The 25,178-nt window shown below is 41.3% G+C and carries 20 protein-coding genes and 1 pseudogene; 7 read left to right on the forward strand and 14 right to left on the reverse strand.

Going from position 1 to position 25,178, the window contains the following annotated elements; genetic code table 11:
- Nucleotides 1-8: 8 nt before the first annotated feature.
- Nucleotides 9-2,732 (reverse strand): CRISPR-associated protein Csc3, encoded by a 2,724-nt coding sequence (locus ACL6C3_RS12750; protein ID WP_413167535.1) that lies wholly within the window; start codon nucleotides 2,730-2,732, stop codon nucleotides 9-11.
- 241 nt (nucleotides 2,733-2,973) lie between these two features.
- Between ACL6C3_RS12750 and ACL6C3_RS12755 the strand changes: the two genes are divergently transcribed.
- Complete coding sequence (locus tag ACL6C3_RS12755; protein WP_413167536.1) at nucleotides 2,974-3,828, forward strand: helix-turn-helix transcriptional regulator; 855 nt, start codon at nucleotides 2,974-2,976, stop codon at nucleotides 3,826-3,828.
- A gap of 50 nt (nucleotides 3,829-3,878) precedes the next feature.
- Nucleotides 3,879-4,091 carry a hypothetical protein gene (locus ACL6C3_RS12760; protein ID WP_413167537.1) on the forward strand — a complete coding sequence of 71 codons (213 nt, stop codon included), beginning with the start codon at nucleotides 3,879-3,881 and terminating at the stop codon, nucleotides 4,089-4,091.
- Nucleotides 4,092-4,198: 107 nt separating this feature from the next.
- Here ACL6C3_RS12760 and ACL6C3_RS12765 read toward each other — a convergent pair whose 3' ends face one another.
- From ACL6C3_RS12765 to ACL6C3_RS12775, 3 genes and pseudogenes are all read right to left on the reverse strand, one after another.
- Nucleotides 4,199-4,438, reverse strand: coding sequence for a hypothetical protein (locus ACL6C3_RS12765; RefSeq protein WP_413167538.1), 240 nt, complete (start codon nucleotides 4,436-4,438; stop codon nucleotides 4,199-4,201).
- Between the two features lie 71 nt (nucleotides 4,439-4,509).
- Nucleotides 4,510-5,739 (reverse strand): caspase family protein, encoded by a 1,230-nt coding sequence (locus tag ACL6C3_RS12770; protein ID WP_413167539.1) that lies wholly within the window; start codon nucleotides 5,737-5,739, stop codon nucleotides 4,510-4,512.
- A 263-nt stretch (nucleotides 5,740-6,002) separates the two neighbouring features.
- Nucleotides 6,003-8,957, reverse strand: a pseudogene (locus tag ACL6C3_RS12775) (CHAT domain-containing protein).
- A 521-nt stretch (nucleotides 8,958-9,478) separates the two neighbouring features.
- Here ACL6C3_RS12775 and ACL6C3_RS12780 point away from each other — a divergent pair.
- Nucleotides 9,479-10,207 (forward strand): hypothetical protein, encoded by a 729-nt coding sequence (locus ACL6C3_RS12780; RefSeq protein ID WP_413167540.1) that lies wholly within the window; start codon nucleotides 9,479-9,481, stop codon nucleotides 10,205-10,207.
- A gap of 308 nt (nucleotides 10,208-10,515) precedes the next feature.
- On the forward strand, nucleotides 10,516-10,638 hold the full coding sequence (locus ACL6C3_RS12785; RefSeq protein ID WP_413167541.1) for a hypothetical protein: 123 nt from the start codon (nucleotides 10,516-10,518) through the stop codon (nucleotides 10,636-10,638).
- A gap of 748 nt (nucleotides 10,639-11,386) precedes the next feature.
- Here ACL6C3_RS12785 and ACL6C3_RS12790 read toward each other — a convergent pair.
- A complete protein-coding gene (locus ACL6C3_RS12790) occupies nucleotides 11,387-11,806 on the reverse strand; it encodes a hypothetical protein (protein WP_413167543.1) in 420 nt (139 codons plus the stop codon).
- A gap of 637 nt (nucleotides 11,807-12,443) precedes the next feature.
- Between ACL6C3_RS12790 and ACL6C3_RS12795 the strand changes: the two genes are divergently transcribed.
- Genes ACL6C3_RS12795 through ACL6C3_RS12805 form a run of 3 tightly spaced genes read left to right on the forward strand, consistent with a single transcriptional unit; the run spans nucleotide 12,444 to nucleotide 16,118 of the window.
- A complete protein-coding gene (locus ACL6C3_RS12795) occupies nucleotides 12,444-13,724 on the forward strand; it encodes an AAA-like domain-containing protein (RefSeq protein ID WP_413167544.1) in 1,281 nt (426 codons plus the stop codon).
- On the forward strand, nucleotides 13,724-15,505 hold the full coding sequence (locus ACL6C3_RS12800) for an AAA-like domain-containing protein (RefSeq protein ID WP_413167545.1): 1,782 nt from the start codon (nucleotides 13,724-13,726) through the stop codon (nucleotides 15,503-15,505). The genes ACL6C3_RS12795 and ACL6C3_RS12800 overlap by 1 nt, the downstream gene beginning before the upstream one ends.
- On the forward strand, nucleotides 15,495-16,118 hold the full coding sequence (locus tag ACL6C3_RS12805) for a caspase family protein (RefSeq protein WP_413167546.1): 624 nt from the start codon (nucleotides 15,495-15,497) through the stop codon (nucleotides 16,116-16,118). Before ACL6C3_RS12800 ends, ACL6C3_RS12805 begins: the two co-directional genes overlap by 11 nt.
- 164 nt (nucleotides 16,119-16,282) lie before the next feature.
- Here the strand turns inward: ACL6C3_RS12805 and ACL6C3_RS12810 are convergent, their stop codons facing one another.
- The 9 genes from ACL6C3_RS12810 to ACL6C3_RS12850 all read right to left on the reverse strand — a co-directional run bounded on the left by ACL6C3_RS12810 (nucleotide 16,283) and on the right by ACL6C3_RS12850 (nucleotide 25,151).
- The gene (locus ACL6C3_RS12810; protein ID WP_413167547.1) at nucleotides 16,283-16,576 is read right to left on the reverse strand and encodes a hypothetical protein; all 294 of its coding nucleotides are present in this window, start codon (nucleotides 16,574-16,576) and stop codon (nucleotides 16,283-16,285) included.
- A 94-nt stretch (nucleotides 16,577-16,670) separates the two neighbouring features.
- Entirely contained in the window at nucleotides 16,671-17,378 is a 708-nt protein-coding gene (locus ACL6C3_RS12815; RefSeq protein ID WP_413167548.1) for a histidine phosphatase family protein, read from the reverse strand.
- 83 nt (nucleotides 17,379-17,461) lie between these two features.
- Complete coding sequence (locus ACL6C3_RS12820; RefSeq protein ID WP_413167549.1) at nucleotides 17,462-17,926, reverse strand: cytochrome P450; 465 nt, start codon at nucleotides 17,924-17,926, stop codon at nucleotides 17,462-17,464.
- A gap of 198 nt (nucleotides 17,927-18,124) precedes the next feature.
- Nucleotides 18,125-19,894, reverse strand: coding sequence for a VgrG-related protein (locus tag ACL6C3_RS12825; RefSeq protein ID WP_413167550.1), 1,770 nt, complete (start codon nucleotides 19,892-19,894; stop codon nucleotides 18,125-18,127).
- 70 nt (nucleotides 19,895-19,964) lie between these two features.
- The gene (locus ACL6C3_RS12830) at nucleotides 19,965-20,528 is read right to left on the reverse strand and encodes a hypothetical protein (protein ID WP_413167551.1); all 564 of its coding nucleotides are present in this window, start codon (nucleotides 20,526-20,528) and stop codon (nucleotides 19,965-19,967) included.
- 38 nt (nucleotides 20,529-20,566) lie between these two features.
- Nucleotides 20,567-21,886: a hypothetical protein gene (locus ACL6C3_RS12835; RefSeq protein WP_413167552.1), complete on the reverse strand. Its 1,320-nt coding sequence runs from the start codon at nucleotides 21,884-21,886 to the stop codon at nucleotides 20,567-20,569.
- Nucleotides 21,887-21,937: 51 nt separating this feature from the next.
- Entirely contained in the window at nucleotides 21,938-22,552 is a 615-nt protein-coding gene (locus ACL6C3_RS12840; protein WP_413167553.1) for a phage tail protein, read from the reverse strand.
- Nucleotides 22,552-22,704 carry a hypothetical protein gene (locus tag ACL6C3_RS12845; RefSeq protein ID WP_413167554.1) on the reverse strand — a complete coding sequence of 51 codons (153 nt, stop codon included), beginning with the start codon at nucleotides 22,702-22,704 and terminating at the stop codon, nucleotides 22,552-22,554. The genes ACL6C3_RS12840 and ACL6C3_RS12845 overlap by 1 nt, the downstream gene beginning before the upstream one ends.
- 5 nt (nucleotides 22,705-22,709) lie before the next feature.
- Nucleotides 22,710-25,151, reverse strand: a complete 2,442-nt coding sequence (locus ACL6C3_RS12850; RefSeq protein WP_413167555.1) for a hypothetical protein — start codon at nucleotides 25,149-25,151, stop codon at nucleotides 22,710-22,712.
- Nucleotides 25,152-25,178 lie beyond the last annotated feature (27 nt).

The raw sequence follows: 25,178 nt of genomic DNA on the forward strand, positions 1-25,178 counted from the left end.
GTTTTCTCCTATTTGTTAGTTGTTTCAGTTTGATTGGATTGTTTTTCGGGCTGTTGTTTGAGTTCCTGGCGAGCTTCCTGTAAGAAAAACAAGTAAGCCGCTTCCAAGGTTTTTCGATCCGCTAAAATTCGTTCGGGTCGCGAACAATAAATTTCATCAAATATTTTCCGAAGAACATCGTAATATTGTTTTACTTTTTCGTACTTGGTCGCACCAACACCATGTTCTCGAATTCGATCTAAACGTGTATGATATTGTTGAACCAGTGAGGCAAAAACGACATCCCACGATAAATGGGATTTGCGAGAACGAATTGCTGCTATAAATTCTGTAAAAGGTTCAGCCTGTGCTGTTCTGCGAAAAGAACTTCCTCTCAGTTTGGCTTCTTCTGCAATTTTGGCCGCTTCTTTAAGGTATCGAGTTAGACTTTCTTCTTCTGGCATAAGACTCTCCAATAAATCTTTTAAAGGTTGGCGAATTCGATTCCAATTTGATTCTAGGTTGGGTTCATCTTGTTCGCGCAAAATCCAGCGGAGTAAAACATAATATAAATTCAGAGGGCGCTGGGCTGCACGAGCCAAATCATACAGGCAATCATCTCGTTTTTTTGGGCTGGATACGAAAAAGGCAAGCTCTCCTACACACCGCAAACGTTTTAAAATTTCTTCGGCTTTTTCTTGGGGTTGCAGTTCATTTTTCTGAGCGTGACCTTCGCGTTTATACTGTCCATTTCCTAACAAAGATTGCAAGGCTGATGGAATTCCTTCGACCCGGGCATAAATATTATTCCAAGGTTCGATTTCTAAGTTTCCGCTCAATGTAAAAGGAAAATTTAACCCCAAAGATAATTCTAAAGCGAGTCGGAGAGATTTCAACAAAGCAAGAGAAGCATTTACATCGCCCCAAACTAGCGGAATTACAACTGTTGAGTGAATAAAATCGAGACGCTTTGGAAATGCAAAACCCACAACTTTATTCGACTTAAATTCTTTAATATTATCTCGATAAAGTTGCGCTTCGTCAACCGTAACCGTTCCGCCCTCTGGATTGGTTGCAGCCGTTTCCTTTAGAAATTCCCGCCAAATTCTGAGAAGTTCGGGGCTAGAACCTTCAGGGAGAGCAAAATGCAAGTAGAGAGGATCTTGTTTATTTACGTTTGGAAAATTTGCCCCAAGAGCCATTAATTGATAGCTGCGAGCGGCGAGAGAATCCGCCTTTCTTTTGGGTTCGGCGCTAATTCCTCCCGGCAAACGATTAGAGAAAGATTGAACTTTTGTTCCGGGCGGCATATTGTTAGAAATTAAATCTTGAACTTGGTTGGTTGTCGCTCCCAACGAGCAGCGCTTGCGAGGATTGGCATTAATGTAAAAATTCAATTCTTTTGAACCTTCCCAAGTTGTTTTTAGGGGTAAGTTTAGAATCCGATGAACCGCTACAATCATTTCCTCTGGAACGTCGGTTTTTAAATTTTTTGGCTGTTCTCCAACTCGCAACTCGAATGAGTCTTGAATGATATTTGTTACGGCTTCCATCCCTTTTGTAACGGCTTTTGCTGCAAATAAACAGCGTCCATACTGAGGGTTAAACGGTTCGAGTGCCGATCTTTGTGACTCGGAAAGTTCAATTTTACTCCCGATTCTATCCCAAACTTCTTTGGGGGTCAGTCCGGTTTCTCGATAGCTGAGATAGGCGGCTTTTAACCCTTCTGAAATGGCAAATTCTTCGGCGTTGGTAACGGGTAACAGTCCGACAGCAGCAGCTTGATTAACCGCTTCGGTTCCGGCCGCATCGCCATATTTTCTAACGTCGGTGCTGACTTTATCTGTTTTAAAACCTGCTTTTTTCTTTTCGAGTAAAGCTTGAACTTGAATTAATGCTTCGTCTGGGTTCTGCTGAAGGGCTTGATGATTAACTTTGATGCCGTCTTTTGTCGGATGAATTAACTGTTCAATATTGCCTGCAAAAACGCGATTAATTTTTTGATTCCATCGGCAAGCTATTTCTTCTGTAATATCTTTTTCGGGCCATGATTCTCCTTCAAATAACTCTCCATCGGGATAAATGGCAAGGGGATGTAAACCCTGTTCTTGTAAAACTTCCTCGCAGGCGCTTAACAACAGCGCAGTTATATAACCCCGATCTTCTGAAATGCTGACTCGGAATAAACAACTGGGACGAGCAAAAGCAACGGTTAATTCCTTTTGAATCTTACCAATTCGTTGTGCTTCTGGAATTCCCAAATCAAACAAATCGGCTCCAATTAACATGGCCGCATATTTTTCAATCTCCTCATCTTCGGGAAAAAATCGCAAACCATCGCTGGTATTATGACCCGAATGACGTTCAATTAATCGACGGACTAACTCCAAATCTTCTGCCGTTTTTACCAGGCTATCAACGCAAGCTAATTTAAGCTGTTGTTTGAGAAATTCTGGGTCTCTGGCTAATGTTTTTACATTTCGTCCCGCCCGATCTAATTTATTAAGATCGTGAACTGAAGTGGCGGCTAAAATTAGCGATCGCTTGTCTTCTGGAACGTCGGCAATGTGAGTGACTGTTAGTACAAATTGACAAGCTGAGTCTAAGTGTTCTGCCAGGGTTCTACCCGCACGACTACCCCACTGATAATGGGTTGCATGATGTTCGTACAACTTAGGACGAATTTGACTAAAATATTTCTCATCTAGTGTTTCGGGTTTTTTAGATAAAAGCCCAATTGGTTTGATAATCATTCATTTTTCCCCGTTTGAAATTGATTTATTTCACATCTTATTTAACTGTTTCAATCATCTTTTCAATACTGCAAAAATTGCTACTCCAATTATACGGACGCTTGGAAATCCCCTATTCCAGTTCCCCCGCTCCCATCGACTGGGAACTTCGGGACGAGCAACAGAACCTCGCCCCGCTAGGATATACTTATAATTGCACATAAAAATCGATCAGGCAAGTATTTGTAAGTATATTTTGGAAATGGCACGCAAAAAAGAGACGATTACACTGTCAATTCCACCCGGAACCAAGGAAAAGCTAGAGGCGATCGCCCGTCGTTTCCAGATCATGTGGGGCAAAAGTCCCAGTCCATCGGGGCTAATCACGGCGATCGCAGAAGGAGAACTGGAAGTCGGAGAACCTTTTACGCTCAACTCATCCCAGGCGATCGCAGTTCAACAGGCGGTGAAGTTGCTCAAAGATTCGGGTTATCCGGGAGAAGCGCAAGTTCTTTTAAGTTTGTTACTGGCGCGGGGAAACCTGGAAACTCCCCTCCGCCAATCGATTCTACAAGAGGTTGGAACGCCGGAAACTCAAACCTGGCGGGCGTTAGTCGATCATTACAGCGGCATCAAACAGCCGTTTATCATTCTCTACCGCAACGCGACCGGAACCGATTTGGAGTTCACGGTTCGTTACGCCCAGATCTCCTTTCACGAAAAGCGCTATTACTTAGAAATTTGGTGCGACGAGACAGAAGATATCAAAGATACCCCTTTCCCCGAACTCATTCACAATCGCTGTCTTCGCCTAGATCGGATTCAGTCCATCGTTAGAACTCAGGGACAGTGGCGAGAAGAAGGGCTGGATTCGCTAAAAGTGTACTTACACTTTTTCGGGGGAATGGTCAAAGCCTATGAATCTAGGGAAAACGACATCAGCAATGAACTTGTCGGGGAAGTACGGCAAGTGGTACGCCGTGTGTCCAATCCTTTCTGGTTGATTCGGGAAGTATTGCGCTATGGAAAAGATTGTGTTGTGGTTTCCCCCGAAAATGTCCGCCAGCTTGTCAGAAAAGAACTGAAGTTAATGTCTCAAAAGTATGATTCGGACTAAATGGTAAGTTCTCAAAATTCAATGCAATCGGGTCACTATTTCTCCATCAAATGAAGAGAGTTCCATCAAGTTGGAAAAACCGAAAAAACTCTCTCGAAAAACTCAAGGAAGTCATCGGTACACCGCCTTTAAAAGGCGGCGCCTGCATACTGCCTTCCCGAGTCAATCGAGAGGAGTCCAGAAAATTGGTGGCTAAAGTTTACAAGAAAAATGAAAATTTCCGTCAGGATTTATTGCACAATTGGCTTGACTTCTTTGGTTAAACGAGCGCCAATTTTCAACAGGATTCCAGTACACATGACACCAATACTCCTTTTTATGCTTTATACAAACGTGAACTAAGACGGGTCTTTCCTGGCGATCGCAGTTTCTAATAGGATGGGTGCGATGCGGGAATAAATATAGCTTGTTTCAATGTTCCAAAATTAATTCCCTGTTGATCAAAAGTGTATTTTAAGCGACGACGAAATTCACGAGCTACAGCCCATTGAAAATTCGGCTTAGTTTTAATCCAAATTACTAATTCTACACCTAAATCCGTGATGTTGTTAACACCCATTAAGACAACCGGAGTAAAAATAGAGTTTTTCCAGTCGGGTTCATTAGACATTTCTTCGTCCGGCTCAAATACTTTGGGGAACTCATCAAGTAATTCTAACTGGGTTTTAACCCCTGAAACTCTTAATTTTGTCGTGATAAAAACAACAACGTTCCGACTTCAATATTCTCCTCAACTGTGACAATTCCAACCAAACCCTCACGAGATTGAAAGATAGCTTTTCCCGATGAATTGGGTTGAGAATTCACAACACTTAAGACGGTTCCTGGCTTTAATTGGGCTTTTTCTTCGGTTGTTAATCCTCCCAACCAGACTTGGGCTTTATTTCCTTGTATTTCCGTAATCACCGCATTTGCAACGGGACTCGGATTTTCGATAAAATACAGGGGTTGATTTTCGTATCCGCTATCAATTTTAGCTTCATAAAGTGGATTTTGAGTCAATTTTCGCGGAATAATTTCGTTGGTATGGGCGATAATATCTTTCGGCGTTCCCGTGTTTTGCCAGAGATATTGAGTTAATAAATAACTAAAAATACCCACGTGAAAATCAAGAATTTTGACATCTTTAGCCGTTTGACTGGGTTGGGCGGAAGCGAGAACTACACCCTTAGCAACGCCTTTTTGATATCCTTGTACAAACTCTTCGGGAGACATATCAAGACGGGAAAGCCACTGTTCTTGATAGGCTTTTTCTTTGGGCGAAATTTCTATTTTTTCTCCCCCATCTCGCGAACGAACTTGAAAATCTCTAGTTTTTAATCCCGAAAAACAGCTATCAAGAACTGCGGTAAAATATTCGGTTTGTATTGCGGACATCAACAAAAATAAAGTGTGTCCCATAATATCATCAACGGTGCCGCCAACATTCCGATAACCCGCAGGAAGGGAACTATCAACCGGAACAAAAGTTCCATTTAAACCCGTACCGTCAACAATCGGACTTTTCAAAGGAATGGGATTGGGATCGAGAACGCGAGAACCGTGTCCCGAGTAATGAAAAACTGCAACATCACCCGGTTTTGCTTGTTTAATTAAATGTTCTTCAAACGCTTCTAAAATTCCTTGACGGGTTGCTTGTTTATCGGTTAAAATTAAAATATCTTGGGGATTAAATCCGAAACGGTGAATGAGTAAAAGTTGCTGCATTCTTACATCGTTAACGCAGCCGTTTAACGGATCTTTTTGGTATTGATTTATCCCGACTAATAAAGCCAGTTTCCGAGGGGTACTTTGGGCTAATACTTTACCGTAACGGTCGAATTTGGGAAGTAAATTAACAGAATTGAGTCCGAGGGTGGCAAGGGTTGAACCCGCAAATTCAATGAAACGCCGACGAGAAGTCAAAGACATTTTTAAATGTTGTGTTTAAAGATATAGTTAATCCTTTATAAATGAGTTTAGCATAATATTCGCTTAAACACCTCAAATTTAACAGCTTAAAAACAACGATTCACTCCTACTAATTCTCTGTGAAATTGAATTGCTTTGATCCCTCCGCCTGCGGCACCTCCCTTTTTAAGGGAGGCAAGGAATGTGTTGAAAGTCCCCCTTTTACCCCCATTATCAAAGCCCCCAAAATTGGGGGTTTGGGGGCTTTGATAATGGGGGATAAATCACCGGGTTGAAAGTCCGGTTTTCCACTCTCCCTGAAACACAAACGGCGCCCAAAAGAAAGGTGCATTATAATTATCAGACTGAATCATTTCTAACTGAACTTCTCGCATCGCTGTAGCGGGATTTGAACCTGTTTCTAATATTTTTCGATAATAATTTTGCATAAATTATGAAGTTGAATTATCGGCAACCGCCCACAAACTCACGACAATTCGTTCCGCGCCGGCATACATAAATCCCCTCGTTAAACTCACCAATCCTTCGCCGCGAATATCCTGACCAACTCCCGTTTGACAGGCACTTAATACAACCAAATCTGCGGAAAGGGTTAAGTTAAAGATATCATTTAATTGTAAAAATCTGGGTTTTTCTGTTCCCTGTTCATCGTACAGAGAAAACACCAATCCTGATAATTCCGGTTGGGTTTCATTTAACAGTCCGTGAGTCGCAAAGTGAACGATTTGATATTGAGATAAATTAGAATCGGTTGCGGTTTTACGGTTAGCATTAAAATCTAGTGCTAATCGTTCTAAATTATCAGGAACTAACGCTAAAATCGCTTCGGCTTCTTGGCGAGTGTGTTGTAAACGACCAAAAGATTTACCCAGAAAATTTTCTAGGGATTGTCTTAATACGATTTTATTAACATCATTGGTTTCAGTTTTTGTTGATGATGCAATTTGAAAACGGGGGTCATTTTGTTCAAAAACGGGGTCAGCAATAACGGCAACTTTTTTGGGGGCGGGTGTTCGTCCTTGAACTTGTTCTCGGAGAATTGCTAAACTGGAAGCGGAAGGTAAATTCACAATTTCATGTTGAACAATTAACGGTGTATAACTCGCATTTTGACTTACTTTTATCCCCCCTTCCCCCCTTAAAAAGGGGGGTGAGAAAGAGGTTGGGGGAGAGGTCGAATTACCCCCCTCAATCCCCCCTAAAAGGAGGGAAGAATTATCATTTTGACCCCCCTCAATCCCCCCTAAAAGGAGGGAAGAATTATCATTTTGACCCCCCTCAATCCCCCCTGAAAGGAGGGAAGAATTATCGGTTTTCTGACTCCCCTGACTTTCGCTTGAGGTCAGTTTAGCCCCCCTAGCCCCCCAAATTTGGGGGGAACTAATCTTTTCAAAGTCCCCCAGAATACCCCCATTACCCCCATTATTGGGGGTCACGGGTGCCGGGGGATTTAGGGGGCGATAAGTCTTTAACTGAGGGTTGATAGCCCCCCTAGCCCCCCAACTTTGGGGGGAATTAACCTTTTTAAAGTTTTCAAAGTCTCCCATCTTTCCAAGTCCCCCATCTATGAAAGCCCCCATTATTGGGGGTTTGGGGGCCGGGGGATTTAGGGGGCGATAAGTCTTTAACTGAGGGTTGATAGCCCCCCTAGCCCCCCAAATTTGGGGGGAACTAATCTTTTCAAAGTTGTTGAAAGTTCCCTCAATATTAGAAGTTACGGATGCTACTTTTACAGTCTGGAGTGAAGATTCAAAGTCCCCCATTTTTCCAAGTCCCCCATCTATGAAAGCCCCCAGAATTGGGGGTTTGGGGGCATTTAGTGGGCTAGAAACAGGGCTAGAAATCGGTAACGCCGCAAACGGAACGGTTTGTAAAATCCCATCCCCAACGACAACTAACCGTTTATTTCCTAACTGATTCAAAACGGGAGATAATAAAATTTGACTCAACTTTTCACCCGTTGGCGGGACGACAGCCAAAGATTGAATTTCTTGTAAAAAAGATGTTGCTAACGGTTCTATTTCTGAACGTTTGGGGAGTTGATAACTTTTCACTTCCGTTGTACTCACCAACCATAAAAAACTACGTTCAGTTCCCAACGAATAAACTAACAAAACCGTCTCCTCATCGAGAACTTTTTGCTGAATTTCCGAGGCGGTTAACGGTTCGGGATATTGTAAGTTGGCATATTGGGGACTATTGCGTTTGATTTCAACTTCTAGGGTTTGTAACTCCCGCCGAACCGTTTCTATTTCCTGCTTTAATTCCTCAATATCTCTTTCCCCTGGATTCAATTGTCGAGATTGGTCTAATGCATTCAGTCGTTGCAATAACTTCTGTTCTTCTGCCAACAATTGCGGGTCAACCCCTTCTTTAATATTCGCCCCCGACTCCGCCAAAATATCTAATAGACTTCTCGCCCGACCTCGTTCACTGGCGTGTAATGCTTTGGTATCATACCCTTGATTCTGGTTTTGTTCGTGCAACTCCATCAACAAATCGATATAAAATTGATAATAACCATAAACGGTAGAAAAGTAAGAGGTTCGTAAGTCTTGACTAATAATTTTGGTGCGGAGTTCTTCAATAATATTAATCGCTGATTCCATATCGGTTAAGGCTTCGGTGAGGTTGCCTTGACTGCGTTTGAGGAAGGCAAAATTACCGAGAGTGGCCGCTTCCCCCGCTTTATTCCCCACCTGTCGCTGTAGGGGAAGGGATTGGTTGAGGTAATCGAGCGCCCGTTGTTTGTCTCCCAAATAAAAGTAGACACCGCCAATATTATTGAGAGTAGCGCCTTCCCCCACTTTATTCTCTACCTCTCGTGATAGAGGAAGGGATTGGTTGTAGAATTCGAGCGCCTGCTGAGAGTCTCCTAATAAATCAGAAATTCTACCCAGTCCTAACAAACTATTAGCTTGTCCTCTCAAGTTTCCGGCTTGCTGATAAAGTTGTAGCGCCTTTTCCCAAACACCAATTGCCTGTTTATAAGATTCGGCCGTCCCTTGCCGAAACAGTTCAAGTCCCTGTCTATATAATCTTAATGCTTCTACATTGGGGTCTGTTTGGGCGATAACTTCTCCGCGATGCAGGGTTGTGGGTAGAGTTAACAAAGGGAAACCCAAGTTCAACAGAAAAATGCTGTTAACGCTGAGAACCGATAGCCACTGTTGGGGTAGACGCATCAATTGGATTTCCTCACCGCAAGAACCACTCATCTCAAAGTATGTCTGATGTTCGGGAGGTTATGCAAATAGAGACTGGGAACTTTGAGTTTTTGCTCCTCCAAAGTTGGGGGCTGGGGGGCTTGAAACACCTTTCATAATTCTGATGTTCGCGAAGTTATGCAATTGAGTTGTTATGAATTTAGGTTGTGAATTTAGAGCCTATCAACCATTTCATCGTTACTCAAAACCCGACCTCTCAACTTGACTTGTATTACACCCTTGACAGCTTGTAGTCTTATTATGTAGTATGTATACAACAAAAGAATACAAAACGGTGACAGCCCCCAGACTCACCTGCATCTTGAAAATTGCAGAGAATGTGTTTGGCGAGGGTGCAAGACCGCCGTCTCCAAATTTTCATTTTTCAACTTGCACGAAGTGATTTTTCAACTTTTCATAGAACTTTCAAAACCTAATTTACGAGGTGATTTCAATGAGATTATTCAGTTCAAAACCTAAACACATTAACAGCAAACAATTAATCCGAAAAAAGTTTTTTAAAAATCCCAAGTATGAGCGAACATCGTTTGAATGAAATTGTGATTGAACGTTCTCGCAGTGGAACGAGAATCAGCCCGAAAAAAATGACAGGTTTCAAAAAAGAATTAAATAAAATTACTCAAGAAGCCAGTCAGGATGGGCTACTGAGTCCCTATCGAATCAAGTCCAGAAATAGATATAAAACCAAATTCCTCTCGGATCATCTCGGGCCGCTACGTCGATTTCTGCGCTCCAAAGTGGGGCAACCCTGGAATCAGGTTTATAGCGAACTGTGCCAGCGTCTAGACAGCAACAGCATGACGGGGCAGCACGTTTTACACCATGTGTGGGACTACGTTGAACGGCACGTTGAGTTGATCGATGGCGTTCCTTGCCGAACGTCTGGCCGCAGATGGGGTCAACCGCTAGACAGCCGTTGGAGAGATGATTTGTACGTGCATCCAGAGACAGGAATTCTGTGCTTGGCTGAGATCAAACCCTGGAAACGACGGCAACCGAAACCCGAAACCGATGTAGTTATCCTAGATGATTTTCGTCAGTATCACAATATCAAAAACATCTGGTATTTGATTACGTTCAAAGCGTTTCCATGCTCATCTGAAGCATCTGTGAGGGATGTTCTTCGGGGAGTAATTACGGATAGATATGCAACAACCATCAAGGGACAAAGGGTTTATGCTGCTGAAAAAAAGCAGTGCAGTAAAAAAGAAATAAAATTCATTTTTAGTCAGCTTCGTTAATCCTTTTTTGAACGGTTTATGAACTTTAATTTCTCACCCGAATTCTCACTTGATGCCCGAATGGATGAAGCTTACATACTCGCTCAACGGTAGAGCCTTTTCAATTGTTGAAAAAATACTCTAAATAAACGGGTGAGTTACTGGGAAAGTGAAAGCGATCGCAACTTCCACGCCAAGAAGGGGAGAGTTGCTGCGGATTAATGGCCCCTGTAGTATGCCTGTCGCTTTTGTGCTGGCCCACAAGGTTAGTCATTTGTTTGGAGCGGTTGGGGTGTTCGATCCTAAAATGGGAAAATACGTGTGAATTAGTGCAAAGCCGAATCGCGATCGACCGCTTCACAGGAGGCGCTTATCACGGAGCATTGTTTAGCGAACAGCCTATTTTTGGGATTGAAAAAACTGAACAAGAAAAGAAACCCACCAACGTCTAATTTAACTCGAAAAAACAGAATTGAACTTCATCCAAAAGCAAAGGAAGCGATCGCCGAAAGTTGGCGTCAGTTGGGGCGGTTTCTTTGGAATACCCTATTTTCATAGGGGTGTACAATAGAATCATCAATTCAACCGCAAGAATACAACCTAAATTTCTGAGAACGGGTTTTAAAATCTTGCATCTATGTATCATTAAAAGACGAAACAACACATCTAAAAAATGTTTCGTGAAATTTCCTCTGGGGCGTTAGAAGACTTATCCTGTCTCTAGTATTTGGTTGAAAAGATATTTTTTTAAAATCAACAACCGCCGGGCCGTTTCATTCTAGCAAAACAAAAAGCCTAGACCACCTGTTCTTAAGCCATCTTTGAGCTTCAGTAATGGATAAAAATCCTAAAAATCTAAAGAGATTGATTGCTATTGGGGATAAAATCTTGAATTTTTTAATAATTAGCTGTTGATTGGCTTTGGCAAAATATCCTATTGCCCTATACCCCAAATATCCCTGCATGGCTCCCAAAACTACTATTAATAGAACCAACCATAAAGGATGCCTTCTCCCCTGACTGCGGCAGTGCGGAGACTTTTTTGAGTTCTTTAATTAGACTATCCATAGATAAAATTTCAAAAAAACTGGCGATCGCGCAGGGTGCGCGTCAGCGCAATCGCTATCATTTTATATCGTGGGCGATCGCCAGTTTCATTATTAAACTTCAGATTGACCGATGGGAATCCAAAGTGAAGTTTTAGTTTGGCGTTCGCGTAGCGTGCGCGACAGCGCAATCGCTGTTTTTTTCTAAGATTAAAGATCTTCTGTTGAAAAAGGGGACTCCGCTCCAATCGCGATCGCGATCTCCCCAAGGACCGTACAGGCGAACGTAGCTGGTATTCCAGTTGCTATCGCCGCGAGACATCCGTTGAAACTCCAGCAAAGCCGCCTGGTACTCTCGGCCGGCGCCTTCGTAGGCGTGGCTGGTGGCGGGCATATTTTCGAGGGTTTGGGTTTGACGTTCGATCTGTTCGGTTGCTTTGCGGCCGGCGAGTTCCGGGCGGTTGTTCATCGCTTCGGTCCCCACCCCGGCGGCGACAGATTGTAGAATGCTCATGGCGATCATCGCCGACGCTCCACGCCCAAGCCATTCTGCAACTGCGACGCCAGAAAACACTGGTCATTGTTGATGTTGGCGGAATGGTACAACCGGAGAAAATCCCCGTGTTAGAAGCTTGTACCCACTATTTAATTATTAGTTCACGCACAGGAACCGCTTCCGGTTTGGCACGAATTTTGTTCGGAGAGGGGGAATTTAAAACCCGTTGCTGAAATTATTAGCGTTCTCGATAAAACCCAAACATTGCACAAACAAGAACCCTTTCTTCAGATGACTTGTGGGCATCTGTTTGCTCTTTCTAAGTGGGGTTTGAAGAGAAGAAATTCAGCCTCAACTGAAAAATTCAATCCTCCTGACGCAATGCCCGACGTGCCAATTTTGCGTAAGTTTTCACGGTTTCGTAGGGCATTTCCAGGTCAACAGCGATCGCAATCAAATAATCATTGGTTAATTGGATAATACGTTCCGTGAGCGTGCTGTCAGGCGATCGCCCTCTCGAAAAATACTCGCGCCCCGAATCACCTCATTTTTATCGGGTGAGGGAGGTAAACTGCGTTCTTGCAAGACTCTATTGAGGTAACGTTTTTCAATACTCGATTTTAATTTTTGATTTGCCAGTGCGATTAAAAATTGCTATAATGAAATGCTTCCTATTCAACCTGATTTTATTCCCATATATTGGTAAAGTGGCATCATGCCCCGCTCTCTGAAGGTTCACTTGCAATACATAGAAAAGGTCAAGTTGGCTGTCAAGCAAAATGGCTTTGCTAGACAGGTAGATTTGGCTGAAGATTTAGGATTGGCTCGTTCAACTGTAAGCAACTTTCTCAATGGAAAACCTGTAGATTATCTCAACTTCTACGAAATTACTCAGCGTTTGAATTTAGACTTACAAACAATTGCAGATTTTGAAGACAATTCTTTAAATAGTGAGATTTCGATTTCAGATGAGCCTATACAAAGTTCTCTATCTTCCCCATCAAATACAGAAATATCCAATTATATTAATCGTTCTTCAATTGAATCAGACTGTTATAAAACTCTGATAAAACCCGGCTCGCTGATTCGGATTAAAGCCCCCAAGCTAATGGGAAAAACTGCTCTGCTCAACGATATTTTAAATTATGGACAACAAAATAACTATCAAACGGTCTATATAAACTTACAACTTGCAGATGGCACGATTTCCCAGGACTTGAATAAGTTTTTACGCTGGTTTTGTGCGGTGGTTTGTCAGCAACTTAAACTCACCAATAAACTCTCAGAGTATTGGGAAGAAGACTTGGGAAGCAATTATAATTGTAAAATTTATTTTGAACAATATATATTGCCCAAAATCAATATTGCTTTAGTTTTGGGGTTGGATGACCTAGATCGAATTTTCTCTTCATCTCAAATTGCTTCCGATTTTCTAGGACTGTTGCGGGTATTCCATGATGAAGCTAAAAGTTATCCAATCTGGCAAAAATTAAGGTTAGCTATTGCTCATGCAACAGAAGTTTATATTCCCTTAAATATCAATCAATCCCCCTTTAATGTGGGCGTACCCATTGAGTTAGTTGAATTAACTTTTGAGGAGGTACAAGAATTTGCTCAAAAACAGGGATTAAACTTACAAACTGCTGAAATAGAGCAATTGATTAACTTAGTTGGAGGACATCCCTACTTATTACAACGAGCATTTTATCGCCTCGTCCGTCAAGAAATTTCTGTAGTAGAACTGTGCAGAAAAGCAACAACTGAATCGGGAATTTATTGCAATCATTTACGCGGACATTTATTGAATTTACAACAGTATCCCGAGTTAGAAGCGGCTCTGGGGGAAGTTGTTCGTTCCTCTGATGCAGTTAACTTAAACCCCAAACTTGCTTATCAATTAAAAAGTTTAGGTTTAGTTAAATACCAGGGAAATAATGTGGTTCCAAGCTGTGAACTTTATCGTCAGTATTTTGAGCAATACTTAGAGGTAAAATAATGAGTCAAGATCTGAACTCAACTTATGAATATCAAGTCGGAGGAGGTTTATCCACTTCTGCACCCAGTTATGTAATCCGACAAGCAGACGATCAACTGTATGAAGGGTTGAAAGCTGGAAAATTTTGTTACGTGCTTAATTCCCGACAAATGGGTAAATCTAGCCTGCGAGTTCGGACAATGAAAAGACTAGAAGCAGAAAATATTCAATGTGCGGCGATTGATCTTTCTCAGATTAGAAGTCAGGATGTGACGCCGGAAAAGTGGTATAAAGGAGTATTTTATGAACTGGTCAATAAATTAAATCTAGAAACTAAAATTAATCGAAATACCTGGTGGAATCAACTAGAAGATCTGCCAGTTTCTCAAAGAATTTATCGTTTTTTTAGAGAAATTTTATTCTTAAATTGTTCTCACAAAATTGTAATTTTATTCGATGAGATTGACAGCCTTTTAAGTTTTGATTTTTCCCTAGAAGATTTTTTTATTTTAATTCGATCCTGTTACGAAAATCGGGCGGAAGATGCAAACTTTTATCGTTTAAATTTTGCTCTTTTTGGTGTAACAAGTCCCTCCGAATTGATTGTCAATAAAACCCAAACTCCCTTTAATATCGGTCAAGCGATTGAACTTAACGGATTTCAGCCAACAGAAGTTCAACCGTTAGCAGCAGGATTGGTTGGGTATCATCAAAATCCCGAAAAACTCCTGGATAAAATACTATTTTGGACGGGAGGACAACCGTTTATCACTCAAAAATTGTGCCAGCTAATCCGGACCTCTAACTTCGCTTTAGATCGGGGAAAAAATCCAATAGAATCGGTGGATGAATTGGTGCGAACCCGGATTATTGAACAGTGGGAAATTCACGATGAACCCGAACATTTAAAGACCATTCGAGATCGAATCTTATTTAACGAACAGCGTGCCGGTCGATTACTCGGACTCTACCAAAAAATTTTACAGCAAGGGGAAATTTTAGCCGAAGGAACACCCGAACAACTTGAACTTTGTTTATCGGGATTGGTGAAAAGACACCAGGGAAAGCTGAAAGTGTTTAATCCCATTTATGCCGAAATTTTTAATCAAAATTGGGTGCAACAGAGTCTTAGTAACTTGCGACCTTATGCGGAAAATTTTCTTCAGTGGAAGCGTTCAAACGGTGAGGATAAATCTCGACTGTTGCGAGGACAAGCGTTGCAAGAAGCGCTGGCTTGGGCGAAAGATAAAAGTTTAAGCGAAGAAGATTTTAAGTTTTTATCGGAGAGTCAAACTTGGGATAAATTAGAAATTGAAACCACGTTAAAATCAATTCAACTCGCCTTGAAACTTGAACAGGAGTTTACTCGAAAACAGAGAGAAGAAACTGAAGCTTTAAATTCTTCGATTCGTCATATCGGAGACTGGATGAGTTTAATTTTGCAAGGAAATTATCATCAAATTCTGCAAAAGCTTGATCGAATAGAAACCGGAACCGAGGGAATTTTAACAACAATTATTTCATTGGTTCGGCAATTGATAAAAGCCATGAGACAACGAGAAGAATACCTGCGAACAACTCCAACGCCGAGAAGCAAACAAGAGGGAGAAATTTCGGGCGAAGTCACTTCAACACCCCGATCGCTTCCCCCTCGCAACTCTCAACGCAATTCGAGATCAGATCCGTTAAATGAGGAGATAGAAAATAATCAAACCGATCTGCAACGAGAGTTGAATGAACTTGTCAATTCAGATTATATTCAAATGATACAACAAAGAGCCAAAGCATACCATGACTCGTAATCTTTACGCCTTACTGGTTGGGATAGATAACTACCGCGATCCCGTTCCTCCCCTGAAAGGGTGCGTTAATGATGTGATGGCGATCGCAGCATATTTACAACAGCGTATTACTCAACAAGACTATCAACTTCATCTGCAAATTCTCACCGAAGAACAAGCCACTCGTTCAGCAATTATTAATAGTTTTAAAACCTTTCTTACCCAAGCGGAAAGTGAAGATATAGCTTTATTTTATTACAGTGGTCATGGTTCTCAAGAAGAATCTCCGCCAGAATTTTGGGTTGTAGAACCCGATCGCCTCGATGAAACTCTTGTTTGTTGGGATAGTCGAACGGAGAACGGATGGGATCTCGCCGATAAAGAACTCGCCCATTTGATCGCCCAAGTTTCCCAAAAAAATCCTCATTTGGTGATTATTTTGGACTGCTGTCATTCCGCAGGAGGGGCGCGAAGTGAGGAACTAGATTCTACTGTGCGTTGGGTTGCTCCCGATCGACGTCAACGCCCTTTAGAAAGTTTTATTGTTTCTCCGTCTGATACGGTTTCTGTGGCTACTTCTCGCAGTTTAAAACCCACATCTGCACTAACAAAAACGAGTGTAGACGATCACTAACTTTCTGGCAACCTGGGCAGCAAGCTATTTTAGAGCAGGCTTCTACCTCTAAAATTAGAGTTTTTTCAATTTCTTTCTTGGATTTTACTATTACTCCGGGCAATTTGAGAATTTTAGTAAGCTCTCGTTTCATACTTACTTATTTGACAAAGTTTACTAATAGTTTAGCATAACAAGTACCGAAGAACCGAATTACAATCAAAAGGATGGGTTGTGCTAAAATTGGAATGAATCGGAACGGGTTGCCAAAGAAAGTCGAAGGGAATATCCGCCCAAGTTTGATTCCACAGTTGTCGAAAATCAGCTTGAGTTGATAACCCCGAAGCGATCGCCGACCAAGAAAAAGAGCGGTGATGGGAATCAACAAACCGAACAACCACTGCGTCCCTTTGCCCAATTTTCAGGGGAACCTGATGGGCGGTTGCGTGATTAATATTGCCATCCGAACAAAGTTTCATCAATACATCCGTTGTTAGAACTCTTGAGAGTTTAACAAATTGAATTTAAGAGCCAATTAAATTCCCGGAATTTCTAAACGGTGGAGTTTGGATTCTACAAACCTTCAATCTGTCCCACAATTTCCAACTCTCCTTGAGAATTGGCTTTGACGACGACGCTATCAGCTTGGGACAGACCCACCCCGACGAGCGCTTGAATATTCGCAAAATGCGACACCATAATTATGACTCCCGATGTGTTTTGATGGTTTACAATTTGCTGACGAGTTTGGGCAATTTGTTCGGCTTCGTTGGTGCGATCCTCAAAAGTTGAATTTAAGGCGGGAAATTGCTCAACTTCCCCTAAATTCAACAGTTCTGCTGTGTCTAAACAACGACAGTATTGACTTGATAAAACCTGATGAATCGGAATTTGGCGTGCGCGAAAGATTTCACCGATGCGAGTCGCCTGTTCTCGACCCGCTTGTGAGAGGTTGCGTTGGGTCGCACAATTATCGAGTTCAAATCCCGGCGGGTCGCCCGTTCCCGCAACGGTTTGAGCGTGACGCATTGCAACGACGTACCCCCTTCCCTGTCTCATTTGCTCCCAAATATCGGGTGCGGTGTTTTCGGTTGGGGTTGGAGTCGCCGACGAAGTTTCTGACTTTGGTAACGGTGTGGGTTCAGAAGCGGGAGTCCTGGCAATTGGGGAAGAGACTTCGCTTAAGTGGCTCAAATCACGGTGAGAATTGTCGGATGTGCAACTTATTGTAATTACACCACTTAATCCTATTAATAACAAAAATCGGCGGATGGATTTCATCTTAAGTTATGGTTTGGATTGTTGTGACGCTGACAACGTGCTTTATTGTTTGCGCTCTAAGTTTAGACTGAAAACCCCGCCAATTAGCGAAAACCCGTCACCCTCAAAGGAACTCCGTTGGAAGGAGCAAGCGTACCGCCGCGACGCATGGGTTTAATCGGTTGATGACTCGCCAATTCTAAATTGTACTTGGATAAAATTGAAGCGAGAACCAACTTCATTTCCAACATCGCCAAAGCATAACCCAAACACAGCCTCACCCCGCCCCCAAACGGAAGAAACTCGTAGGGACTATATTGACGCTGTAAAAATCTTTCGGGTTGGAATTGTTTGGAATTCGGATATAAATCTTCTCGGTGATGGGTCGAATAAATACAGGGAACGAACGTTGTCCCGGCTGTAAATTGACGGCCCATAATTTCTAAATTTTGGATGGAAATTCGGGCTAAAGCAAATGGTACAATAGGATAAAGTCGCAAGGTTTCCTGACAAACTGCCGTTAAATAGGGAAGGCGAGAAATCTCAATGGGAAACCAAAGCGATCGCACTCACCCCCTCCCATCAACCTCAACCACTACTTTCACACTCTCACCAACTTCCCCGCATCAATGCAAGTCCGTACCCGATAAACCCGCTGCGCGAACCCATTAATGAGTATTGTTCTCGCTGCGGTGACTGGTTAATTATCGGTTATAGTGATGAACAACTGGCAAATGCTCCAGTCTAATAGTTTGTAATGATAGAATTCAATTTAACTTAATCAATGCTCCTTTAACAGTAATAACTCCACGCGCTTGGATATCAATCTTACCTGCTGAGTTCAAGCTAATTCCGGTACGATCCATCCTGAATGTATGACTTGGAGTTTTCACTTCAATATAATTATTTTTATCATCTAATCGTAACTCATGTTTGCCCTTGGTTTTAACTTCGATAGCCTTTTCGGTGTCATTTAACCGAATCTGATGTCCGTCTGTTGTCTGAATATAAACACCCGCTTTACTATTCCCTTGATCTTCTTCTATAAACTGAATTTGATGACCCGTGCGGGTTTTGAATGTTCGCACTCGGACATTACTATTTTGAACGCTTTCAGCGACTCGATTTGGAGGAAGATCTTTACCGTTCCAAACCCCTCCTAAAATGTAAGGACGGTGAATATTTCCATGCTCAAATCCAACTAATACTTCATCATTAATTTCTGGCAAACAGTCAAATCCTCGTCCCTTTCCCGCACCAATTGCTACAACTCTAGCCCAATGACTCGCGTGGGCATTTTCTCCGGTTTTAGGGGTGAGGGTGGGAAACCAAACTTTGACTCGCCCCAACCCTTCGGGATCTTGATTATCGGTGACAATTCCAACTAAAAAAGTTTGTCCGGGTTGAAGACGGGTAGGGGGAGAAAGTGTTGTTAATAAATCGCCTCCGCGCAATCCCCGTACACTAAACTCGGTGGTATATACTCGTTCAAAATAGGTGTGGCGAGTCTCCGTCACGTAGTAGGAACCGCTGTGTTTTCCTAACTCTTCTAATATTACCGTTCGTCCGGGTCGAATGTTAGGATTTCCCTCGGCTTGAGCGTCTGCGTAAACAAATTGTCCGCCCAATTCATCAAATAAAGCTTGGGCGATAGCATCCGCTTCTTTGGGTGTAGAAATGGGTTGATCGATAACATAAACTGTCGGTTTGGTCGGTTTTCCTTTAAATTCAGAAATTGCCACACTCCCTTGACCATTTTGGGTTGTTGTGAGAACATTTTCAGAATTACGAGTCGAAACAATTGGCTTTTTTTGTTTGTAGTCCCAAGCTCTAACATTGACTTCTTTAACCTGTTCGGCGCTGGTAACGCGCACTCGAAAACTACGCAAGTCTGTCAGCCATGTGAGTTTTATTTTTTGAGTCGATGTTGGGCGACGAAAGTTTAATTTTCCATCTTGAACAAACAGTTCAAATCCTATTCTAGCAGCCCGTTCTCGCAAAAATTCCATGTTGGTTTGATTGTTTTGAAAAACGTACTCGTGGGGAATTCCACTCTCATCAATTTGACCGGGTTCTATAACAACTTCAGCCAGAATCTTCTTGACAATATCGCTATCCGTCATTCCTTGAAACGAACGATTCCACCGTCCCCGATGTAAACGATGGGAAATATCATAACCTCGAATTACAATCGGCGCTTGGGATTGTTCCGTGAAATGGGTTTCAATGGCTGTAATTTCTCCTTCTATTAAATATTCTTCTTTTTCTTCGCTAAAGTCTTGAGATTCTGTTGTACTTGAACTAAAACCTATTTTAACTTTTTTGCCAAATTGTAGCAGGTCTTGATGTTTCCACTTTTTTTCCTCTTGACGACCCGGGAAATAGTCATTTCTAATTACAATGGTGAACATTGCGGGTAGATGCAGACTTTCTTCGACAATGATTTGAACTACATCTTCCAAAACCAGCTTCATTTTTTCAGCGGATTGACCTTCAATAGAAACTTTCGGAAGTGCGAGATAATTTCCTGATGTCATAGGAGTTAATTCTTAAAAAGAGTTGTTGATTCGATTGAGATTGGGATGAATTTAAGACCGAATTTGCCGATTATTTTTTGCGTTTCTTATCTTTACGATTATTTAAACTATCATTTTCACGACGAACTGTAGAAACTTGATCGGAGACTTTATCAATTTTATCGTCAACTCGAAGCGACCCGGAAGGCTGAGTATCTTCTACCTCTTTCAGGGTTAAACTATCGATAACTGCTCTCACGGGGGTTCCATCGCTGAGAAACATTGTAAGTTTATAGTTGAGTCGTTCGATAAAGCATCGCCGAAGATAAACTTGATTTCCCCAAATTAACATATAAATTGGCGGACGTTCTTTTCCTTTCGCAAATTCTACAGCTTTCCGAAAGGGTTCAATAAAAGCTGTTACCACGTTAATTCCGGCTTCATAGGTATCAAATAAAATATTATTAATTGTCACTTTGTAGGCTTTGGTGTGCGAAAAGCTGACTTTAGGAATTCCGCGATCTTGACTCCGCGAACCGGGATTATCTGCGGTTTCTACGACCCCCTCAAATACCAATTCTCCGGGGTTAAACATAAAGACGATATCCGGTGCATTATCCTGACATTTTAGAGTGGCTTTAACAAGCTGTGTCATAATAGTCTCCTTGAAAAATCATTAAGAATCTACATTGTTTACCGGGGGATATTACCCGTATAATAAAATCCCAAACGTTCTCGATCTGTCTCTATTTTAAATTGTAATAGTTGATAAACTTTTCGGGTGAGTATTTGTAATTTATAATTGACTAATGAAACCGTCGATCCGGTTTGGGTTTGAAGCTGTCCGACCGGAGATGTATTTGAGGAAAATGCGGATGCTTTTACGGGATTTGTTTGACTGATAGTATCCACCCAAGCTAGAGAACCATCAGTTTTGAAATGATGACTTTCTCGTTCTCTTTCTAACTTTTGTCGCAATAAATTATAAACTTTTCGCGCTAACATTTCCAACTGTTCCTCATCAATTAAAACGGGTTCTTCGCGTTCTCCCATTACTTTTTCCGCTTGGGTTGGGGAACTTGAAACCGATGCTGGACTATCTGGAATAGATTCTTTTTGTTCTCTTGTAATCAATTTTGAACTCTCTGAAGTCAATTGAGAATTAGATGAGGGGTTGAAGTTCTCATAATCGATAAGTTCCGTCAGATTTGACCATGACTTTTGTACATTGTCTGTTGCTGGAACACTTTCGGCGCTGAGATTAAATTGACTTGACCAAGGTTCTGGTATTTCATCATTTTGAAAATCAGTTTTCTCGGGTGAAGGTTCTGAAGTTTTTGGAGATACAATCAAATCTGATTGTTGAATTAAAGGTGAATGGGATTGTATCAGATTTAGATTGGTTAAGTTTTCGGAATTCACACTCGGTTGAATTGGAAAGGCTTGATTTTCTGGAGTTGAATCAATAGATTGTGTAGAACTAAAATTAGAAATAGGTTGAGAAATATCGCCTGACCATTTGGGTTGAACGACGGGTAAATTATCGGATTTATTGTTTATTGATTGGCTTTCTGAGTCTTCGGGTGTTTGCGGAGAAAGTTTTTTATCAGAAATCGTGGTGAGAATTCGAGATTGAGTTTGAATTAATTGTTCACCCAAGCGAGGATGAAGTTCTGAAAGCGGGTTATTTTGCAGGTTTTCTTCTGGGGAAGGGTGAGTTTCAGATTCTTCTGTACTTTCATAAATATTGCGGTTAATATTCGCTTCTGATGTAGATTCTAACTCGGAGTCATCATCGACAAATCTATTAATTATAGAGATGGGTTTTTGGGGAGTTTCTGAACCCGATAAACTCTCTTGAAAAGTGAACAAATTCTCTGAATTTTCTACAGTTTGGGATAACATTAATTGTGCAGTTTGAATCAGAGGCGATCCCACTTTTAACATTCCCTGTCGTCCCAACGTTTCGGGAGGACGTAAATAATCATTTAAACCCAAAGGAGATGTAGACATTGTTAATTCACCTTTCGCTAATTCAACTCAAAAAAATGGCAATTTTAGAATTTATCTCCTTTTCTTGCTTGTATTAGAATTGGTTTGACTGGCTTGATTAAAAGGTTTTGTTCCAACGTTGGTTAAGTCACTCGCAAAATAGCCTAAATTACCGCGAGTTAATGGACTGGACGGATTAAATCCTCCTGTTTGCTGTCCCAAACTCCCTCCTTTATTAATTGTCAAACCTTCGTAGGCTAAGGTTAATTCTTCAATCGCAACGGTATTAGAGTCGGCTTGAAAAGAGGGTGCTTTCCAACCAACCGGAACCGAACCAATCAGCGTCCAAGATTGCATGGTTTCCCCTTCTTGATTGAACAGTAACAGGGTAACGTTTAAACGGGTTTTTTTGGGTTCTCGCAAAACTTTTTCTATCCAATTTAAAAAGGTTAAATCATTTGTAATTCCTCGCTTTAAGGTGACTTCTGTAAATTCGGCTTGTCCTAAAATAATCCGTTGTTGATCGTTGACACCCCCTTCATTGTAGGTTTCTCGCTTGATATTTATCCCCAAACCCGAACACTCGCTAAAACAAGCTGAAATCTGGCTATCAATTTCTACATAAAATCGATTCGCCGTCACATAATTGAGTTCGTAAGCTGAGGGATCTTGACGATTCATTTTCATTATAAAAGTCTCCGTGAGTTGCAATTGCGATCGCGTTGATTGCGAAGATCTTCTTTCATCAGTTCATAAACTCTATCACAAATTTTTCGCAGTAACATCGGATCGTTAGTGACCTTTTCAATTAATTTAGCTTCCAAATCTTTTTCGGACATTTTGATTAATTATCCTCCCGACTTTGCTTTAACTCTCGAATCGGAATTAATCCCGCAGAATGTAACAAATGTTGTCCTTCGTCGGTTTTCATTAGATTAGAAAACACCTGACCCGCAGAATCTTTTCCGCCTTCTTTTTGATAAATCACAGCAATTGCGTATCCCAAAGGATAATTTCCTTGTTCAAAAACTTTAGGATTGGGTTTGTAGCTTCCTTTATCCATACATAAATCGGTTTCTGGTGTGATCGAATTGCCATTATTCTGTATAATAGGCTGCACTGCTGTCAGTTTCCCTTCTCCGACAATTGCTAAAGGATAGACAGAACACTGGTTAAACACTTTGCTAAACAAATCAATCCCAATCGTTGCTTGACCTCCTTGTTCAAATTCGGCTAAAGCAATTGCTTGTCCTTTAGTATATCCTGTTTGTGTGCAAGCTTTTTTATCTTCATCAATAAGATTTCTAAAGTTATCGATTTCTGCTTCATTTTTCCAGGCTAAATTTTCAAAAAGTGAAGTCACCAGAAAAACTTCTTCGGGATTTTTATTACAAATTGAAATCCGTTTGATAGTTTGGTTGGGTGAATTATTAATTCCCAAATCTTTCAAGGTTAAGGGTTGATCGGAATAGAGTTGCTTGAGAGAGTCCAGAGAAATTTTACCCGAAAGTAATTTGGGTAAACTTCCCTCTCGCTGAACATCACTGAAAGCAACATAAGCGAGTAAAGCGTCATAAGCAATGATTTCTACTTCTAATTGTTCGCTGTCTTGTAATAACTGAAGTTCATTTCCCAACAGAGAAGTGACAATAAACTGAGAATTTTTTAAAGCGGATAAAATCCGATTTTCTAAGCGTTCTTTTTTTTGTTCCTCTGTTTCTGTATTGTTTCCTTCACGAATAAAAGAAAATAAATTTGGAGGTTGCAGATTTAAGGAAATTTGAGACGGGTTCAACTGGTTGGCTAAAAATTGATTGCCACCGTAGCCAACGGAAGTTTTGAGGGCGGTTTTCCATCGTTGATCGGCTGAATAATTAATACTTTTATTGAGCAAAATTGAGGGAATATTAACTTGAGCGAACTGAGAGGTATCGGAGTTTTTATTAAAGACAATATTGGCAGGATTTGGAGGTGTTGAACCCGATAAAAATCTCCTAATTCCTATAATTAATATTCCCAAACTAACCAAGGTTGCCAGTAGAAGAATTAGAGGAATAGTCCAAGAACGTTGAGATTTTGACCGGGGTTGCTGTTCGCTGTCAACAAAAATAGGATTGGCTGAAATCGGTTCTAATGGATGATCTAAACGTAATTTTAACAACTCTCGATGAGCATCCGAAGCTCTTTTAAATTCACCCGAATATAATCTTAAAATAAAGTTCTTGAGTTCGGGATGACAATATTGATGCCACTGGAAATCTTGATCGGGCATCTCCTGTTTTCCTCCGGATAAAAGATAGCTAACTCGACCCAAATCTACGAGATCTTGTTGAAAGGCTTTTTTTGAGAGAGACGGGTGATTAACTTCTGATTCTAAAGAATCTAGTAAATTTTCCCACAGTGCAATGCGACTAACATAGATAGAAAATTGTTCGTCTTCTTCATCAAAGGGAGATTGAGTTTCATTGTGAACGATCAGTATACTGTCTAAATTTAGGTTTCCATGACCGATTCCCGTTCGCATATTTTGAGACAAACGAACTTCATAACAGTTGTGTAAAAACTGCAAGCTTTGCAACACTTGTTTGAGAATTTTACTCACCTGAGTCGGCGTTAAAGGTTGATGTCGCCGTTGCAAATCTTCTCGTAAACTCCAACTTTTGGGAATTTGTTCAACAATTAAATACCAACGAATATCCTGGGGATTATCCTCATAGAAATCTTTAATAATATCAATCGGTGTCAGCAAACGAAACTCTTTAACTTTTCCGTTCTGATGGTTAACTTCCGCCAGGTAATCCGAATCACTTTGGGTCAAATATTCTTGAATTAACACCCGTTGTTTTTGCTGTAAAATTGGAGTCGCTTCATACTGACGAATCCGATCCGAATGACTCAAACACTGACCAATTTCATAACGCCGACCAAAGCGATCGCGAATTTCGTAACCTTGAACGAGAACTTTTTGGGTTCTGTCTTTGCGACGTCGCCGAGAACGTTCTGTTACAATCGGTCGGTCTAAAGTTGCGGGTTGAATGCGAGTTTGTACGCCCCCTCTTTCTCGGTTAATTCTTGGTTCTACTTGAAAAGAATGCTGTGATTGTTGGGAAACAGGAGTTTCTTTTTTTTCTTTGTTACCATCGCTTCCTCCTATTTCTACCCCTTCATAAATTTGCTGCGCCCGACGCCGAACGATCCGACGAATATTAGCTTCTGGATGAGAAACAAAGTTCAAAATTTCTCGCCCTCTAGCCCTGACCGTGTTGACCAATTCTGATAGTCTCATGGCAATCGCTCCTGATAACAAATCATC

This window comes from Capilliphycus salinus ALCB114379, assembly GCF_047276495.1.
Taxonomy (GTDB): Bacteria; Cyanobacteriota; Cyanobacteriia; order Cyanobacteriales; family Microcoleaceae; genus Capilliphycus; species Capilliphycus salinus.